At 70.8% G+C, this 17,841-nt stretch carries 14 protein-coding genes; 4 read left to right on the top strand and 10 right to left on the bottom strand.

The window, feature by feature from the left end:
* Window positions 1-2: 2 nt before the first annotated feature.
* Window positions 3-866, bottom strand: a complete 864-nt coding sequence (locus tag OG219_RS17640; RefSeq protein ID WP_266827658.1) for an ABC transporter permease — start codon at window positions 864-866, stop codon at window positions 3-5.
* Window positions 863-3,520, bottom strand: a complete 2,658-nt coding sequence (locus OG219_RS17645; RefSeq protein ID WP_266827660.1) for an alpha/beta fold hydrolase — start codon at window positions 3,518-3,520, stop codon at window positions 863-865. Before OG219_RS17645 ends, OG219_RS17640 begins: the two co-directional genes overlap by 4 nt.
* Before the next feature lie 116 nt (window positions 3,521-3,636).
* On the opposite strand from OG219_RS17645, the gene OG219_RS17650 reads away from it, so the two are divergent.
* A complete protein-coding gene (locus tag OG219_RS17650; RefSeq protein WP_266827662.1) occupies window positions 3,637-4,047 on the top strand; it encodes a GNAT family N-acetyltransferase in 411 nt (136 codons plus the stop codon).
* 24 nt (window positions 4,048-4,071) lie between these two features.
* Here OG219_RS17650 and OG219_RS17655 read toward each other — a convergent pair whose 3' ends face one another.
* The 6 genes from OG219_RS17655 to iolC all read right to left on the bottom strand — a co-directional run bounded on the left by OG219_RS17655 (window position 4,072) and on the right by iolC (window position 12,005).
* Window positions 4,072-5,481 carry an APC family permease gene (locus tag OG219_RS17655; protein ID WP_266827664.1) on the bottom strand — a complete coding sequence of 470 codons (1,410 nt, stop codon included), beginning with the start codon at window positions 5,479-5,481 and terminating at the stop codon, window positions 4,072-4,074.
* Between the two features lie 304 nt (window positions 5,482-5,785).
* Window positions 5,786-7,288, bottom strand: a complete 1,503-nt coding sequence (gene mmsA, locus OG219_RS17660) for a CoA-acylating methylmalonate-semialdehyde dehydrogenase (protein ID WP_266827666.1) — start codon at window positions 7,286-7,288, stop codon at window positions 5,786-5,788.
* Between the two features lie 14 nt (window positions 7,289-7,302).
* Window positions 7,303-9,234, bottom strand: coding sequence for a 3D-(3,5/4)-trihydroxycyclohexane-1,2-dione acylhydrolase (decyclizing) (gene iolD / locus OG219_RS17665; protein WP_266827668.1), 1,932 nt, complete (start codon window positions 9,232-9,234; stop codon window positions 7,303-7,305).
* Window positions 9,235-9,242: 8 nt separating this feature from the next.
* Window positions 9,243-10,058, bottom strand: a complete 816-nt coding sequence (gene iolB / locus OG219_RS17670; RefSeq protein ID WP_266836130.1) for a 5-deoxy-glucuronate isomerase — start codon at window positions 10,056-10,058, stop codon at window positions 9,243-9,245.
* A 43-nt stretch (window positions 10,059-10,101) separates the two neighbouring features.
* Window positions 10,102-10,929, bottom strand: a complete 828-nt coding sequence (locus tag OG219_RS17675; protein ID WP_266836131.1) for a deoxyribose-phosphate aldolase — start codon at window positions 10,927-10,929, stop codon at window positions 10,102-10,104.
* A gap of 107 nt (window positions 10,930-11,036) precedes the next feature.
* The gene (iolC, locus tag OG219_RS17680; protein WP_266827670.1) at window positions 11,037-12,005 is read right to left on the bottom strand and encodes a 5-dehydro-2-deoxygluconokinase; all 969 of its coding nucleotides are present in this window, start codon (window positions 12,003-12,005) and stop codon (window positions 11,037-11,039) included.
* Window positions 12,006-12,127: 122 nt separating this feature from the next.
* On the opposite strand from iolC, the gene OG219_RS17685 reads away from it, so the two are divergent.
* From OG219_RS17685 to OG219_RS17695, 3 genes are all read left to right on the top strand, one after another.
* Window positions 12,128-13,069, top strand: a complete 942-nt coding sequence (locus OG219_RS17685; protein ID WP_266827672.1) for a sugar phosphate isomerase/epimerase — start codon at window positions 12,128-12,130, stop codon at window positions 13,067-13,069.
* 321 nt (window positions 13,070-13,390) lie between these two features.
* On the top strand, window positions 13,391-13,591 hold the full coding sequence (locus tag OG219_RS17690) for an AlpA family transcriptional regulator (RefSeq protein ID WP_266461912.1): 201 nt from the start codon (window positions 13,391-13,393) through the stop codon (window positions 13,589-13,591).
* A gap of 96 nt (window positions 13,592-13,687) precedes the next feature.
* Complete coding sequence (locus OG219_RS17695; RefSeq protein WP_266827674.1) at window positions 13,688-14,302, top strand: GNAT family N-acetyltransferase; 615 nt, start codon at window positions 13,688-13,690, stop codon at window positions 14,300-14,302.
* On the opposite strand, the gene OG219_RS17700 is transcribed toward OG219_RS17695, so the two are convergent.
* Together OG219_RS17700 and OG219_RS17705 are read right to left on the bottom strand one after the other, a co-directional pair.
* Complete coding sequence (locus tag OG219_RS17700) at window positions 14,283-15,326, bottom strand: zinc-dependent alcohol dehydrogenase family protein (protein ID WP_266827676.1); 1,044 nt, start codon at window positions 15,324-15,326, stop codon at window positions 14,283-14,285. The genes OG219_RS17695 and OG219_RS17700 overlap by 20 nt on opposite strands.
* 81 nt (window positions 15,327-15,407) lie before the next feature.
* On the bottom strand, window positions 15,408-17,684 hold the full coding sequence (locus OG219_RS17705; RefSeq protein ID WP_266827678.1) for an MMPL family transporter: 2,277 nt from the start codon (window positions 17,682-17,684) through the stop codon (window positions 15,408-15,410).
* Between the last annotated feature and the right edge of the window lie 157 nt (window positions 17,685-17,841).

Raw genomic sequence — 17,841 nt, forward strand, 5'->3', positions numbered from 1 at the left:
ACCTACGACACGATGTCCTTGCGCCGGAAACCCCGGAAGGCCAGGGCAAACAGGACGAGCGCGTACGTTACCGAAATCGCGGCGCCCTGGATCATGCCCGACCACTCCATTTGCGGCTGGACGGCGTCCGCCCACGCGAACTGCCAGTGCGCGGGCAGGAAGTCGCGCCAGTCGCCGAGGGCCGTGACGGCGTCCAGAACGTTCCCCACGATCGTCAGGCCGACCGCTCCGCCGACCGCGCCCAGGGGTGCGTCGGTCTTGGTCGACAGCCAGAACGCGAGCCCCGCGGTGACCAGTTGGGAGACGAAGATGTACGCCACCACGACCAGCAGGCGCTGTGCCGCGGTGCCCGCGGAGAGCGCGCCGCCGGTGGGGATCTCCAGCGGGCCCCAGCCGTAGGCCGCGGTGCCGACCACCAGCGCGACGATCGGCAGCAGCACCATCGCGGCGAGGCTGAGGCCCAGCGCGACGGTGAGCTTGGACCAGAGCAGGCGGGCCCTGGGCACGGGGGCCGCCAGCAGGTATCTCAGCGAGGACCAGCTCGCCTCGGAGGCGATCGTGTCCCCGCAGAACAGCGCGACGGGGATCACCAGCAGGAAGCCGGCTGAGACGAAGAGGTTCACCGCGGCGAAGTTCGCGCCCGACGCGGTGGCCGTGTCCATCAGCGTGATCTGGTTGCCCCGCCCGTCCGGCGTGCCGCCGATCGCGAACGCCGCGACGAGCACGAAGGGCAGCGCCGCGAGGATCGCCCCCATGACGAGGGTGCGGCGCCGCTTCAGCTGCCGGAGCAGCTCCACCCGCAGCGGCAGTGTCCGCCGCGCGCGGTATCCGTCGGCCGTCTCGGCCCGCTCGACGAGGGTGCTCATGCGTTGCCCCCGATCAGGGTGAGGAAGGCGTCTTCGAGCCGGCGGTGGGGGCCCACCGATTCCACGGGTACTTCGAGCCGTACGAGCTCCACGACCAGGCGCTGTGCACTTCCGTCGGGGTCGAGCCGGACCAGCAGCCCGCCCTCGGCGACGGCGGCCGAGGCCACGCCGGGCAGCGCACCGACCTTCTCGACGATCGGCTCGTCCACGGGCGAACCCGTGCCGACCAGGAGGGTGTCACCGGAGCCGACGATCTCGGACACCGGGCCCGCCTGTATGAGCCGTCCGCGGTCCATGACCACCAGGTGGGTGCAGGTCTGCTCGACCTCGGCCAGGAGGTGGCTGGAGACGATGACCGTGCGGCCGGCGGCGGCGTAGCGGATCATCACGTCGCGCATCTCGCGGATCTGTGGCGGGTCGAGGCCGTTGGTGGGTTCGTCGAGGATCAGCAGGTCCGGGAGGCCGAGCATGGCCTGGGCGATGGCGAGGCGCTGGCGCATGCCCTGGGAGTACGTGCGGACCGCGCGGGACAGCGCGTCGCCGAGGCCCGCGATCTCCAGGGCCTCCTCCAGGTGGGAGTCCTCGGCCGGCCGGCCCGTGGCCTGCCAGTACAGCTCCAGGTTGTCGCGGCCCGAGAGGTGCGGGAGGAAGCCCGCGCCCTCGACGAACGCGCCGACTCGGGAGAGGACCGGCGCGCCCGGCTGGATCTCGTGGCCGAAGACGCGGATGTCGCCGCCGTCCGGCTTGATCAGGCCCATCAGCATGCGCAAGGTGGTCGTCTTGCCCGCGCCGTTCGGCCCGAGGAGGCCCAGGACCTGGCCCTTCTCCACGCGGAACGACAGTTCCCGGACCGCGTACCGGTCCGCCGACTTCGCGTACCGCTTGCTCAAGTCGGTGATCTGGAGCGGGACTTCGGCCAGCTCGGGATCGGGCGGGCCCGCGGTGGTGCGGCGGCGGCCGGTCAGCAGCAGGGCCAGCGCGAGCAGTGCTCCGGCGAGCGGCAGCCACCACACCCAGGAGGGGAGCGGCGCGGCGGCCGTCGTCACGGCGGGTGCGGTGGGGACCTGCAGGTCGCCCTTCAGGGAGACGGTGTACGTCGCCGGGGTCACCGGTGACGCGTAGCCGAGGTCCGTCGAGGCCAGGACCAGGCTCAGCCGGTGGCCCTCCTGCACCTCGTAGTCGATGGCCGGAAGGGTGATGGTGACGTCCTTGCCCGCCTTCGCTCCCTCGACCCGCAGCGGAGTCACCAGCTGCGACGGCAGCACCTGCTGCCCGCCGCCGGGTCCGATGTCGTACACCTTCGCGAAGAGGACGGCCTCGTCGGTGCTCGACTCGACGTGCACGGTCACCTTCGGCGATCCGGTGATCCGCAGGTCGCTGCCGAACGCCGAGGACTCGAACCGCGCGTACTGGCCCCGGAAGTCGAGCGACACCCCGACCCCGAGCGAGGAAAGCTGCGACAGGCCGCCCGCGCCACCGAGTCCGGGGAGGGCGGAGATGGCGGGCGGGTTCGCACCCGCCGGGTTGTCGAAGGTCTGCTCGCGTCCGGCCAGCGTCACGGCGTGGTCGCCGCTCTCCAGGCCGGGGTACGTGTCGCCGCTCGCGCCCCGGAGCTGTGCGGCGCCGTCGGTGGAGTCGATGCCTCCGGTGCGGGTGACGCGGAAGGCGGGACCGGTGTCGACGCCCGCCTCGTCCTTCAGGTACCGGTCGAACCAGGAGCCGACCCGGGCCTGGACGCGGTCCGCCTCCATGTCACCGCCGTCGTGCCCGCCGGAGATCCAGTCCACGTCCACGGGTGCGCCGTTGGCCCGGATCTGCTTGGCCATCGCGTCTGCCTGGCCGAGCGGGAAGAGGGAGTCGGACTGGCCCTGCACGATGAGCGTGGGCACCTTGATGCGGTCGCCGACCGCGGAGGGGCTGCGCTCTTCGAGCAACTTGGTGGCCGCCGCGTCCGGCTTTCCGGACTCCGCGACCCGGTTGTACATCTCGCACAGCTGCGCCTCGAAGTTGTCGCAGCCGCCGCCGGAGTTGATGAAGATGCCGGCCCAGAGCTTCTTGAAGACACCGTTCGGGAAGAGGGCGTCCGACAGGTTCCAGTACGTGATCGCCGGGGCGATCGCGTCGACCCGCTGGTCGTACGCGGCTGCCTCCAGGGCGATCGCCCCGCCGTACGAGGCGCCGGTGACGCCCACGCGCGGGTCGCCGCTCTTGTCGAGCTGGACCTCCGGGCGCTTCGCCAGCCAGTCGATCAGCTTGGAGACGTCGGCGACCTCGCCCTCGGGGTCGTTCAGCCCGATCTTGCCGGTGGACTCGCCGAAACCGCGTGCCGACCAGGTCAGCACCGCGTATCCGTCGCGCGCGAGCTGCTCCGCCTGCGCCTTCACGTCGTCCTTGCTGCCGCCGAAGCCGTGCGCGAGCAGTACGGCGGGGCGGCGGTCCGAGCCGGCACCCGCGGTGAAGTACGAGGTGTCGATGTCCACCCCGTCGCCCATGTCCATGACGCGGTCGGCGCGCTGTACGGGCGGGGCGTCGTCGGAGGCGACAGCCGTCCACGTCCCGGCGCCGGCGAGCACGACGACGGCGGCCGCGGCGGCGATCCACCGTCGCGGCCTCCGCAGTGCGGGCCCCCGAAGTCGGGGCAGTCGAAGATCCATGCGTCAACGGTACGGCCCGCCACGGACAACGGATGCCGCCACTGGTCTGAACCCCCGCCCCTCCCACGGGAGTACGGTCCCCTCCCGGCATACCGCGCCCGTGGTACGAACGGCCCATGGAAATTCGCCGCGCCACCACCGTGGAGGAACTGACCGCCGCCGATCACCTCTTCGACCAGCCCGTACGTCCCGAGTGGGCCCAGCGCTTCCTGGCGGCGCAGGGCCACCATCTCTTCCTCGCGTACGAGGACGGTGGCCCCGTCGGGTTCGTCAGCGGTGTCGAGACGCTCCACCCCGACAAGGGAAATGAGATGTTCCTCTACGAGCTGGCGGTCGCCGAGCCGTTCCAGCGGCGCGGTACCGGGCGGGCGCTGATCCGGACCCTCGCCGCTCTGGCCCGCGTGCGCGGCTGTTACGGGATGTGGGTGGGCGTCGACACCGGAAACGACGTCGCCCTTGCCACGTACCGCAGCGCGGGTGGCAAGGACGACGGGACGGCCACGGTGGTGACCTGGGACTTCGGCTGAGGCCCCGTAGCGCGGGTGTGCCGGTTACGCCTGCGCGTCCTCCGGGATCGACACCAGCCAGCGGGTCTCACGGCGCGGCCGCAGGTAGAAGGCCCAGTACAGGGTGGCGACGGCCACGATGCCGCCGGTCCACAGGAGGTACTCGGTCTCCTGCCGGCTGAGGATGTAGGCGAGGACGGCGATCAGCAGCACCGGCACGGCGGGCCACAGGGGCATGCGCCAGGCGGGTGTGTGGGTGTGCCGGCCGCGCCGGGCGAACAGCGCGGCGACCGCGACGAGCAGGTACATGCCGGTCACCGAGACGCCGGTGACGCCGTACAGGGTGTCCAGGTTGACGAAGCAGAGAGCGGCGCCGGGGACGCCCACCAGGAGCGTGGCGACCCACGGGGAGCCGAAGCGGCCGAGCTTGGACAGGAGGCCGTTGACCGGCTCGGGCCAGGCCTTGTCGCGGGCCGAGGCGAACAGGACGCGGGAGTTCTGGATGACCATGACGATGCCGGCGTTGATGATCGCGAGGGCCACGCAGAGGCTGACGAAGGTGCCGACGGCGGAGTTCGACCAGGCGGTGACCATGGTGCTGATGTCGCCGCCGGTGAGGGCGGAGAGGTCGGGGGCCCCCATGGTGATCGCGACGACCGGGACCAGGATGATCACCGTCGAGATGGCGAGGGTGGCCAGGACCGTGCGGGCTACGTTGCGGCGCGGGTTCTCCAGCTCCTCGGAGAGGTAGACCGCGGTCGAGAAGCCCTGGGTGATGAAGAGGGCGATCGCGAGTCCGGAGACGACCAGCATGGCCGTCACGGTATCCGTGTGGCCCCCGGAGCCGGCCACCTCCATCGAGGTGAGGCTGGAGAGGCCGCGCTCGCTGTGCGAGAAGCCGAGGACCGCCACGACGGCGGCCGCGATGACTTCGAGGACCAGGAAGACGCCGGTGATCCAGGCGTTGGCCCGCAGGTCGAGGAGGCCCGCGAGGGTGGCGAGGAGCATCACGCCGGCGCCCGCCATCGACGGGTTCAGGTGCACGATCGGTGCCAGGTAGTCGGCCGTGCCCATGGCGATCACCGGCGGCACGATCATGACGACCAGGAGGGAGAGGACGAAGACCAGCCAGCCCGCGAGCCGTCCGGCCATCGTCGAGACCATGGCGTACTCGCCGCCCGCGCTGGGGATGAGGGTGCCCAGCTCCGAGTAGCAGAACGCCACGGCGATACAGAGCAGCGAGCCGATCGCGATGGTCAGCGCGGTCGCCGTGCCGAGGGACGAGAAGAGGTCGGGCACGACCACGAAGAGCGTGGAGGCCGGTGTCACGCAGGAGAGCGTCAGCAGGGTGCCGCCGACGATGCCGATGGAGCGCTTGAGCTTCTGAGGGCCGCCGGACGCCGTGGGGGCGGTGTCCGGGGCGGCGGTCTCGACAGGGCGGAGCGTGTCGGTCATGCGGCGGTTCCGATCGACTCGTGTCGTGCGTCAGGTGATTCGGGCGGGAGCGTTATCGCCTCCGGCGGCTCGCGTCGTTCATCTCTTCGTCCGCTCCCGGCGTTGATGGAACCTTGACGGAAACCGCGCGTCAATGGCTGTTCACCTACGGAATCCGCACCCAGAAGGCGTCTCGAATGCCCATCAGGGCACAACAGGTCAAGCGCGGGGGCTTCTTGCCTTCCTACGGGAACCGCAGTGCGAGCCAAGAAAAAAGTGGGGCCGTCCGCAATGCGGACGGCCCCACAAGCCCTGCCGGCGGGTCTCAGTGGTTGCGCGGGAACCCGAGGTCGACGCCGGTGGGGGCGTCGGCCGGGTCCGGCCAGCGGGTCGTGACGACCTTGCCCCGGGTGTAGAAGTGGGTGCCGTCGTTGCCGTAGACGTGGTGGTCGCCGAAGAGCGAGTCCTTCCAGCCACCGAAGGAGTGATAGCCGACCGGGACCGGGATCGGCACGTTCACACCGACCATGCCCGCCTCGATCTCCAGCTGGAAGCGACGGGCCGCGCCGCCGTCCCGGGTGAAGATCGCGGTGCCGTTGCCGAACGGCGAAGCGTTGATCAGGGCCACGCCCTCCTCGTACGTCTCCACCCGCAGCACACACAGCACCGGGCCGAAGATCTCGTCCTGGTAGGCCTTCGCGGACGTGGGCACCTTGTCCAGGAGCGACAGGCCGATCCAGTGGCCCTCCTCGAAACCCTCCACCGTGTAGCCGGTTCCGTCCAGGACGACCTCCGCACCCTCCGCCGCCGCGCCCGTCACATACGAGGCGACCTTGTCGCGGTGAACGGCCGTGATCAGCGGGCCCATCTCGGACGCCGGGTCGTTCCCGGGACCGATCTTGATCTTCTCGGCGCGCTCGCGGATCTTCTCCACCAGCTCGTCGCCGATCGCACCGACGGCCACGACCGCCGAGATCGCCATGCAGCGCTCACCCGCCGAACCGTACGCCGCCGACACGGCCGCGTCCGCCGCCGCGTCCAGGTCGGCGTCCGGGAGGACCAGCATGTGGTTCTTCGCGCCGCCCAGCGCCTGCACCCGCTTGTGGTTCGCGGCCGCGGTGGTGTGGATGTAGCGGGCGATCGGGGTCGAGCCGACGAACGAGACCGCCTTCACGTCCGGGTGCTCAAGGAGGCGGTCCACGGCCACCCTGTCCCCGTGCACGACGTTGAAGACACCGTCCGGCAGACCGGCCTCCGCCAGCAACTCGGCGATCTTCATCGCGGCCGACGGGTCCTTCTCCGACGGCTTCAGCACGAACGTGTTGCCGCACGCGATGGCGAGGGGGAACATCCACATCGGCACCATCGCCGGGAAGTTGAACGGCGTGATGCCGGCCACGACGCCCAGCGGCTGGCGGATCGAGGACACGTCGACCCGGCTGGCCACCTCCGTCGACAGCTCACCCTTCAGCTGCACCGTGATCCCACACGCCAGGTCCACGATCTCCAGACCGCGCGCGACCTCACCGAGCGCGTCCGAGTGGACCTTGCCGTGCTCCGCGGTGATCAGCTCCGCGATCGCATCCCGGTTCGCATCCAGCAGCGCACGGAACTTGAACAGAACCGTCGTCCGCTTCGCCAGCGAGGACAGACCCCACGTCGCATACGCATCCTTCGCCGCGGCCACCGCCGCATCCACCTCCTCGACGGTCGCGAAGGCGACCTGCGTGGTCACGGCGCCGGTCGCCGGGTCGGTGACCGGCCCGTACGTACCCGACGCACCCTCGACGGTCTTGCCACCGATCCAGTGGTTGACAGTCTTCGTCATGGCCAAAAACTCCTTCACAGATGGCGGCGTCGGGCAGCGACGTGCCGGTCGTACTCCTCACGCGCCTTGACCGCCGACGATCGGGTCGCGGTCTCGGCCACAGGTACATCCCACCAGGCTTGGGCCGGAGGCGCGCCCGACACTGTGTCTGCCGTTTCGGTCTCCACGTAGACACATGTAGGAGTGTCGGCGGCCCGTGCTTCCGTGAGGGCCGCGCGCAGGTCACGGACGGTCTTCGCGCGTAGGACGCGCATCCCCAGACTGGCCGCGTTGGCGGCGAGATCCACCGGCAGCTTCGCCCCCGTGTACGTACCGTCCTCGGACCGGAAGCGGTACGCGGTGCCGTACCGCTCGCCGCCCACCGACTCCGAGAGGCCGCCGATGGAGGCGTACCCGTGGTTCTGCAGGATGAGGACCTTGATCGCGATGCCCTCCTGCACGGCGGTGACGATCTCGGTGGGCATCATCAGGTACGTGCCGTCGCCGACCAGCGCCCAGACGGGACGGTCGGGGGCCGCCATCCGCACTCCGATCGCAGCCGGGATCTCGTAGCCCATGCACGAGTAGCCGTACTCGACGTGGTACTGGTCCCGCGACCGCGCACGCCAGAGTTTGTGCAGGTCGCCGGGGAGCGAACCGGCCGCGTTGATCAGGATGTCGTCCTCGGTGACCAGCTCGTCGAGGACGCCGAGGACCTGCGGCTGGGTGGGCCGGATGTCGATGTCCTCGGCCTCGTAGGCCGCGTCGACGCGGTACTCCCAGCGCTCCTTGTCGTCGCTGTACTCGGTGGCGTACGCCGGCTCGGTGCGGTGCTTGTGCAGCAGCAGCGCCTCCGTGAGGGCCTCCAGGCCCGCCCGCGCGTCGGCGATCAGCGGGATGCCGGAGAGCTTGTGGCCGTCGTACGGCGCGATGTTGAGGTTCAGGAAGTGGACGCCCTTGGCGGAGAAGAGGGTGCCTGAGGCGGTGGTGAAGTCGGTGTAGCGGGTGCCGACGCCGATCACCAGGTCGGCGGTGCGGGCGAGTTCGCACGCGGTCGCCGTGCCGGTGTGGCCGATTCCGCCGACGTCCTGCGGGTGGTCGAAGCGCAGTGACCCCTTGCCGGCCTGCGTGGAGGCGACGGGAATGCGGGTGGCGGCGGCGAGTTCGGCGAGCGCCTCCTCGGCGCGGCTGTGGTGGACGCCGCCGCCCGCGACGATCAGGGGGCGGCGGGCCTCGCGGATCGCCCTTACGGCGGCGGTCAGTTCACCCTGGTCGGCGGCCGGGCGGCGCACCGTCCAGGTCCGCTCCGCGAAGAACTCCTCCGGCCAGTCGTACGCCTCCGCCTGCACGTCCTGCGGCAGCGCGAGCGTGACCGCGCCCGTCTCCACGGGGTCGGTGAGCACGCGCATCGCCTGGAGGGCGGCGGGGATCAGGGCCTCGGGGCGGGTGATCCGGTCGAAGTACCTCGACACCGGGCGCAGGCAGTCGTTGACCGACACATCGCCCGCGTAGGGGACTTCGAGCTGCTGGAGGACCGGATCGGCGGGGCGGGTCGCGAAGATGTCGCCGGGCAGGAGCAGGACCGGGAGGTGGTTGATCGTCGCGAGGGCGGCGCCGGTGACGAGGTTCGTGGCGCCGGGGCCGATGGACGTGGTGACGGCATGCGTGGAGAGCCGGTTGGACTGTCGGGCGTAGCCGACCGCCGCGTGGACCATGGACTGTTCGTTACGGCCCTGGTGGTACGGCATCTCGTCCGCGTACTCGACGAGCGCCTGGCCGAGCCCGGCGACATTGCCGTGGCCGAAGATGCCCCAGGTCGCGCCGATCAACCGCTGCCGCTCGCCGTCCCGTTCGGTGTACTGGGCTGCCAGGAAACGCACCAGCGCCTGGGCGACCGTCAGCCTGGTCGTCGCGTCCGGCGCCTTCGACCCGTTCGTCACCCTCGTCGCCATTGGCACCTTTGCCATCGGATCCGTCATTGGTACCCCTCGGTGTGCTCTGGGTGGAAGCAGATCCGCCACTCCCGCTTCTCGCCCGGTCCGGCCATCACATTCAGGTAGTACATCGTGTGGCCGGGCTGCGCGATGGACGGGCCGTGCCATCCATCGGGGACGAGGACGGCATCGCCGGTACGGACCTCTGCGAGGACGTCGGATCCGCCCACGCGTGAAGGGAATACGCGCTGATAGCCGAAACCGTTCGGGCCGTCGATCTCGAAGTAGTAGATCTCTTCGAGCCGGCTCTCCTCCCCGGGCCGGTGCTCGTCGTGCTTGTGGGGCGGATACGAGGACCAGTTGCCGCCGGGGGTGATGACCTCGACGGCGATGAGCTGGTCGCACTCGAAGGCGTCGGCGGAGGCGAAATTGCGCACCTGGCGTGCGTAGTTGCCGCTGCCTCGGTCTTCGACGGGTACCTCCGGCGCGGGGCCGTAGCGGGCGGGGAGTTGGCGCTCGCACTTCGCTCCTGCCAGGGCGAAGCGGCCTCCCACGCCGGAGGCGATCTGTGCCCGGGCGTCGCGGGGCACGTACGCGAAGTCGGTGACTCCGCTGAACACGCTGTCCCTGCCCAGGATTTGGAACTGTTCGTCCTCTATGTCCACCGTACAGCCGCCGCTCAGCGGGAGAATGATCCATTCGCTGTCGCCGGTGGTGAAGGTGTGTGTGCCGCCCGGTCCCAACTCCACGACGCGCAGGCTGCTGTGGGTCCAGTCGGCCAGTTTGGGGTCGATGTCGAGGACGTACTGCGCGTTGGCGGTGGCCCCCTTCGGCACGTACAGGCCGTTGCTCGTCATTCGGTCGGCCGTCCCGTCGGTCGTCCGGTCGCTCATCCGGTCCTCACAGCAGTCCGACGGCGGTGTCCACGGCCGCGGTCACATCGCCGTCCGCCGGGTAGAGCAGCGAACGGCCGACCACCAGGCCCTGGACCGTGGGGAGTTGGAGCGCCCCGCGCCACTTCTCGTACGCACCCTCCTGGTCCTCGCCGACATCGCCGCCGAGGAGTACGGCGGGCAGCGTGGACGTCTCCATGACGCGGGCCATGTCGTCGGGGTTCTCGGTGACGGGGACCTTCAGCCAGGTGTACGCCGAACTGCCGCCGAGGCCGCTCGCGATGGCGATGGACTTGGTGACCGCCTCGGCGCTGAGATCGTTCCGGAGGGTGCCGTCTTCGCGGCGACGGCAGAGGAACGGCTCGACGAACACCGGGAGTTGGCGCTCCGCCATCTCGTCGATGACGCGGGCGGTGGACTCCAGGGTGCGCAGCGAGCCCGGGTCGTCGTAGTCGATGCGCAGCAGCAGTTTGCCCGCGTCGAAGCCGAGTCGTTCGATGTCCTGCGGGCGGTGCCCGGTGAACCGGTCGTCCAACTCGAAGGAGGCGCCTGCGAGTCCGCCGCGGTTCATCGAGCCGAGGACGACCTTGTGGTCGAGCGCGCCGAGCAGCAGCAGGTCGTCGAGAATGTCGGCGGTGGCGAGGACGCCGTCGACTCCGGGGCGGGAGAGGGCGGTGCAGAGCCGCTCCAGGAGGTCGGCGCGGTTCGCCATGGCGAACTTGCGGTCGCCGACCGCGAGGGCGCCGCGGGCCGGGTGGTCCGCGGCGACGATCATCAGCCGGCCGCCGTCGTTGACGAGGGGCCGACGGAGCCGGCGGGCGGCCGCCTCGGCGATGGCTTCGGGGTGGTGGGTGCGGGTGCGGACGAGGTCGGCGACGTCGACCCGCCTGTACGTCGCCGGGTCGCCGCCTTCGCGCCTCGCGCCCCCTACGCGTCCCGCCCTCACAGCACCGCTCCCGCCGTGAGCGCGTCCTCGACCTCACGTGGGGTCGGCATCGCGGAGGAGCATTCCAGGCGGGAGGCGACGATGGCGCCCGCCGCGTTGGCGTACCGCATGATCCGCTCCAGGTCCCAGTCGGCGAGCAGGCCGTGGCAGAGGGAGCCGCCGAAGGCGTCGCCGGCGCCGAGGCCGTTGAGGACGGTGACGGGGAGGGGCGGGACCTCGGCCGTCGTGCCGTCGCGGTGGACGGCGAGGACGCCCTTGGGGCCCTGTTTGACGACGGCGAGTTCGACGCCTGCGTCCAGCAGGGCGCGGGCGGCGGCGTGCGGTTCGCGCTCGCCGGTGGCGATCTCGACCTCGTCGATGTTGCCCACGGCGACGGTGGTGTGGCGGAGGGCCTCGGCGTAGAAGGGGCGCGCGGAGGCCGCCGGGGCCTTCCAGGCTGTGTCTTTCCAAAACATGGGTCGCCAGTCGAGGTCGAAGACCGTCGTACCGGACTTGGCGCGGTGGGCCAGCGCCGCGAGCGTCGCCGTGCGGCTGGGCTCCTCGCTCAGGCCGGTGCCGGTCATCCAGAAGATGCGGGCCTCGCGGACGGCGTCGAGGTCGAGCTCGTGGGCGTCGATCTCCAGGTCGGGGGCCTTGGGCTGCCGGTAGAAGTACAGCGGGAAGTCGTCCGGCGGGAAGATCTCGCAGAACGTGACCGGGGTGGGCAGGCCGGGGACCGGTGTGACCCAGCGGTCGTCGACGCCGAAGTCGCGCAGGGCCTCGTGGAGGTAGACGCCGAAGGGGTCGTCGCCCGTACGTGTGATCACCGCCGTACGCCGCCCGAGCCGCGCCGCGGCCACCGCGACGTTCGTCGCCGAGCCGCCGAGGAACTTCCCGAAGGTCGTCACCTGTGTCAGCGGGACCCCCGTCTGCAACGGGTAGATGTCCACGCCGATCCGCCCCATGGTGATCAGGTCGTACGCCATCGAGTTCCCTTCGCTTCGGCTGCACCTAGGTCTAGCCGGGTCCGTGGAGCCCTGTCAATGTTTTGTCCAGACATTCGGACCAGGCCTTGACACCCCTTCCGCGCCGCCGGAAGCTGACGCCCATGACGTCGTTGTCACCGCGGCCGTCGCCGCAGTCCTCACCTCTGTCCTCACTGTCCCGTATCCGGATCGGTTCGGCTCCCGACTCCTGGGGCGTCTGGTTCCCCGACGACCCGCAGCAGGTCCCCTGGCAGCGGTTCCTCGACGAGGTGTCCGGGTCCGGGTACGAGTGGATCGAGCTGGGCCCGTACGGCTATCTCCCCACCGATCCGGCCGTCCTGAAGGACGAGACCGCGCGACGCGGGCTCACGGTCTCGGCCGGCACGGTGTTCACCGGGCTGCACCGCGGCCCTGACGTGTGGGAGTCCACCTGGGCGCACGTCTCGGACATCGCGGCGCTCACGCAGGCGATGGGCGCCGAGCACCTGGTCGTCATCCCCGCGTTCTGGCGGGACGACAAGACGGGCGAGGTGCTGGAGAGCAGCACGCTCACGCCGACGCAGTGGCGCCATCTGACCGCTCAGACCGAGCGGCTCGCCCACGAGGTGCGCGAGCGGTACGGGCTGCGGATCGTCGTCCACCCGCATGCGGACACGCACATCGACAGCGAGGAGAACGTCACGCGTTTCCTCGACGCGACCGATTCCTCGCTGGTGTCACTGTGTCTGGACACCGGGCACTACGCGTACTGCGGCGGCGACAGCGTCAAGCTCATCGAGACGTACGGGGAGCGCATCGGGTACCTGCACCTCAAGCAGGTGGATCCGGCGATCCTGGCCGATGTGCGGGCGAACGAGGTGCCGTTCGGGCCGGCCGTGGCACGCGGTGTGATGTGCGAACCGCCGTCCGGTATACCGGCCCTCGAGCCCGTCCTCGCCGCCGCGCAGCAGCTCGACATCGACCTCTTCGCGATCGTCGAGCAGGACATGTACCCGTGTCCGCCCGACAAGCCGCTGCCGATCGCGCAGCGGACGCGGGCGTTCCTGAGGTCCTGCGGGGCGTAGTACGGGGTGACCGTGGCGTGGGCCCGCTGAGCGCTCGGGGCTCGGCGGGCCTCCCCGGTTTCACCTCCTGGCGGCCACCTCCTGTCGGTCACCTCCTGTCGGTCGCCTGCCAATTGCGTCACTCGTGTCACAAATACCCCCTTCCTGTCACACATGTCCCGTGTACGCGGGTCTTACGTCACACCCAGTCCACAGGCACTTCCCGGCTCTCACTCTGTGTCGTTCACGGGGCACAGGCTTCGTTGATCGCCAGCGCAGTGCCCGGCTCCCCCGACGGCCGCCCCCGGCCGCCGCCGCGGTACGCGCAGGGAGGTGCCACTCATGACCGACCGCAGGCTTTGGTCGTACAAGGAGATCGCGGCGCACATCAAGGTGCAGCCGGACACCGTGCGGTCGTACCGCAAGCACGGTCTGCTGCCCCCGCCCGACCATGTGGAGAGCGGCAAGCCCTACTGGTACGCGGACACCGTCCGGGCCTGGGTCGCCTCCCGGCCGGGCAACCGGGGCCGTAGAGAGGACTGACCTGTCCTGCTCCTCCCTCTGTGCCCCGCCGTTCGCGTGCGGGGCACAGCCTCAATTCGGTTGCCCATAGGCCGATCCGCCGCCGAGGATCCACGGATGAGCTTCGCCGCCCCCCTCTCCCCCCTCTCCTCCTTCTCCGACAAGCCCGTCCTCACCGGTGAGAAGACCGTGCTGCGGCCGTTCACCGAGGCAGACGCGGACGGGATCCTGGAGATCCTGGACGACCCCGATGTCATCCGGTTCACCTTCGAGCCGTCCACCGAGCTGACCTTGGAACGGCTGCGTTCCTGGTACGGCTCCCGGGCCGCGCAGCCAGACCGGCTCGACCTCGCCGTGACCGACCGCGCGACCGGTGAACTCCTCGGCGAGGTCGTCCTCCACGAGTGGGATCCCGCGGGCCGCAACTGCACGTTCCGTACGCTCATCGGTCCCCGCGGCCGCGGCCGGGGTATCGGCACCGAGGCGACCCGGCTCATCGTCGGCCACGGCTTCGAGCAACTCGGCCTGCACCGCATCGCCTTGGAGCTCTACAGCCACAACCACCGGGCCCGCCGCGTCTACGAGAAGGTCGGCTTCGTCGAGGAGGGCGTCCGGCGGCAGACCCAGCTGCGTGACGGCGAGTGGGCCGACGAGACCCTCATGTCGATCCTCGCCCACGAGTGGGCCGTCCACCGCGGGCACCCCGAACACGTCAGCTCCACGGCTCGATGATCGTCACCCCCGCTCCCGGCGCCGTCTCCATCGCCGCCAGCGCGGCCGGGGCCGCGTCCAGCGGGATGGTGGAGGTGACGAGGAGGTCGGGGCGGAGTACGCCGGCCCGGACCAGCTCCAGCATTCCCGGGTAGGCGTGTGCTGCCATTCCGTGGCTGCCGAGGAGTTCGAGTTCGAGGGCGATCACGCGGGCCATGGGGACCGGGGTGGAGCCTGTCGGTGAGGGCAGGAGTCCGACCTGGACGTGCCGGCCCCGGCGGCGCAGGCTGTTCACGGAGTTCGCGCAGGTGACGGGGGCGCCGAGGGCGTCCAGGGACAGGTGGGCGCCGCCGCCGGTCAGCGCGCGTACCGCGTCCGCCGTGTCCTCGACCTCCGACGCGTCCACGGCCTCCGTCGCCCCGAACTTCCGCGCCAGGTCCAGCGCCCGGGGCGATACGTCGACGGCGACGACCCGGGCCCCGGCGGCCGCCGCGATCATCACGGCGGACAGGCCGACGCCCCCGCAGCCGTGTACGGCGACCCACTCCCCCGCGGCCACCCTGCCCTGCGCGACCACCGCCCGGTAGGCCGTGGCGAACCGGCAGCCCAGCGAGGCCGCCGTCGCGTAGGACAGTCCGTCCGGCATCGCGACCAGGTTCACATCGGCGTGGTCCAGCGCCACGTACTGCGCGAAGGAACCCCAGTGTGTGAACCCCGGCTGGGTCTGGCGCTCGCACACCTGTTGGTCGCCTGCGGCGCACGAGGGACAGCTTCCGCAGGCGCACACGAACGGCACGGTGACCCTGTCGCCGGGGTGCCAAGCGGTCACCCGGGCGCCCACCGCCTCGACGACCCCGGCGAGTTCGTGTCCCGGGACGTGGGGCAGCGTGATGTCCGGGTCGTGACCGATCCAGCCGTGCCAGTCGCTCCGGCAGAGGCCGGTGGCTTCGACCCGCACCACGACCCCGTGCTCCGCAGGCGCCGGGTCAGCCACCTCACGTACCTCGGCCGGTTCCCCGTACCGCTCGAACACCACTGCCCGCATCAGCTTCGCCCTTCGCGTTCGCCCGTCCCGTCTTCGCCCGGCGCGTTCCGCCGCCCGGAGATCACGGTTCCGGAGCGAACGCTAGCCGCGCGCCGCGACCTTGTCCCGGTCCCGGTCACCCTCCTCCAGGGCCTCGGCCGGCCGCGGCTCGCCCTCGCTGAGCCCGAACCGGTCGTGGAACCTCCGCAGCGGCCCCGGTGCCCACCAGGTCGCCCGCCCCGTCAGCCTCATCACCGCCGGGACCAGCAGGCTGCGGACGATCATCGCGTCCATCAGTACGGCGAGCGCGATGCCCAGGCCGAGCATCTTGGTGTTCGTTATGCGTGAGGTGCCGATCGCGACCATCACCACCGCGAGGATGACCGCGGCCGCCGTGATCAGTCCGCCGGTGCGCTGGAGGCCGAAGCGGACCGCTTCCCGGTGGTCGCCCGTCCGGTCGTACTCCTCCTTTATCCGGGACAGCAGGAACACCCCGTAGTCCATGGACAGTCCGAAGGCGACGCAGAACATCAGGACGGGGAGGGTCGTCTCGATCGACCCCGAACTGGTGAAGCCGAGCAGGCCGGAGAGATGGCCGTCCTGGAAGACCCAGACCACCGCCCCGAACATCGCCGTCAGGCTGAGGGCGTTGAGCAGCACCGCCTGGATCGGGATCAGCACGCTGCCCGTCAGCAGGAAGACCAGGAACAGGGTGACGATCGCTATGAACGCTGCGGCCCAGGGCAGCTGCTCGGCTATCGCGTGTTTCGAGTCGACCAGGACGGCCGCCGTGCCGGTCACCTTGGTGTCGAACGGGGCGTTCGTCGCGCGGAGTTCACCCACCAGGCGCTGGGCTCCCTCGTCGACGGCCTCACCCTTCGGCAGCACCGTGAAGTACGCGGAGTCGCCCTTGACCAGCGGCCCGTCCACCCGCAGCACCTCGGGCAGGGCGCCGATCCGCTCCTTGTACTGGGCGTACTGGGTCTCCGTCGCGCGGCCTTCCGCGAACACCTCCAGGCCGCCGCCGGGGCTGCCCGGGAAGCCCTCGCGGATGTGCTGCTGCACGACGTGGGACTCGGCGCCCGAGGGCAGCTGGCGGTCGTCCGCCGTGCCGAACTTCACGCCGAGGAAGGGCAGTCCGAGGACCACGAGCCCGACGGAGGTCGCCACCGCGAAGACCGGCGCCCTGCGCATGACGAGGTCGGCCATCCGCCCCCATGCGGCCCCTCCGCCCGCGTCGGACGACGCCCGGGGCTTTCCGCGCCGGAACAGCCGCCGCAGATCCAGGGAGTTCACCCGGTGTCCGAGGAGCACCAGCGCCGCCGGGAGCAGGATCAGCGCGGCGGCCGCGGCAAGCAGCACCACGGCGATGCCCGCGTACGCGAAGGACCGCAGGAAGTACTGCGGGAAGAGCAGCATCGCGGCCAGCGACACCGCGACGGTGAGGGACGAGAAGAGCACCGTGCGCCCGGCGGTGCGCAGGGTCCTGCCGACGGCGGTCGACGGATCGGCGCCGGTGGCGAGTTCCTCGCGGAACCTGCGCACGATGAACAGGGCGTAGTCGATGGCGAGGCCGAGTCCCAGTGCCGTGGTGAGGTTGATCGCGAAGACCGAGACGTCGGTGAACTCCGTGAGGCCTCGCAGCACCGCGTTCGTGCCCAGGATCGCGAAGATGCCGACCAGGAGCGGGAGGAGGGCGGCGACCGCGCTGCCGAAGACCATCACCAGGAGTACGAGGGTCACCGGCAGGGCGATCAGCTCGGCCCGGGTCAGGTCCTCGCGGATGGTCGTCTGTATCTCGTGCCGCACGGCGACGGGGCCGCCGACCTGGACCTCGATGGGGCCGTGCGTTCCCCGGTAGGAGGGGGCGATGCGGTCCAGGGTCTCGCCCGCGGCCTTCTCCTCACCCGTGATGCGCGCCGCGACGAGCGCCTCGTGCCCGTCCTGCGCCCTGAGCGCCGGCGAACCCGACTGCCAGTACGAGCCGACGCCCGTGACGCCCTTCTCGCCGGCGAGCCTCTCCACCAGCCGCTTCGCCTCGGCGGCGACCGCGGGATCGTCGACCGACGCGGATCCCGAGTCGATGAGCAGCAGCAGATTGGGCTGCGAGGCCGGGAACTCCCGCTCCAGCGCCTCCGTCGCGTAGGTGGACTGGGCGCCCGGGTCCTCCCAGCCGCCGCTGCCGAGCCGGTCGGCGACCCCGCTGCCGGCGACCACGGCGAGTGCGGTGAGCACGAGTGCGACGAGCAGCGACAGTCGTGGCCGCGCGGTCACGAACCGGGTCCAGCCACCCACCCGCGGCCCGCCGCCCGAGCCGTCGTCCGACCGGCCGCCCGGCCCCACCCTCGCGCCGCCACCTGCGCTGTTGACTTCGGACATGATGCGGTGTCCCCTTCACCGTGACCCCTGTGTCCCGGACATCCGCGTGCATCCGCGTACATCCGTGCAGGCAGCATGGGTCGCCCATTGCCATAGAATGGCAAACACGAGCCATCGCTCGCATTTCTCAAGAATGCGAGCGACCACTCGCGTTTGT

This window comes from Streptomyces sp. NBC_00038 (genome assembly GCF_026343635.1).
Lineage (GTDB): Bacteria > Actinomycetota > Actinomycetes > Streptomycetales > Streptomycetaceae > Streptomyces.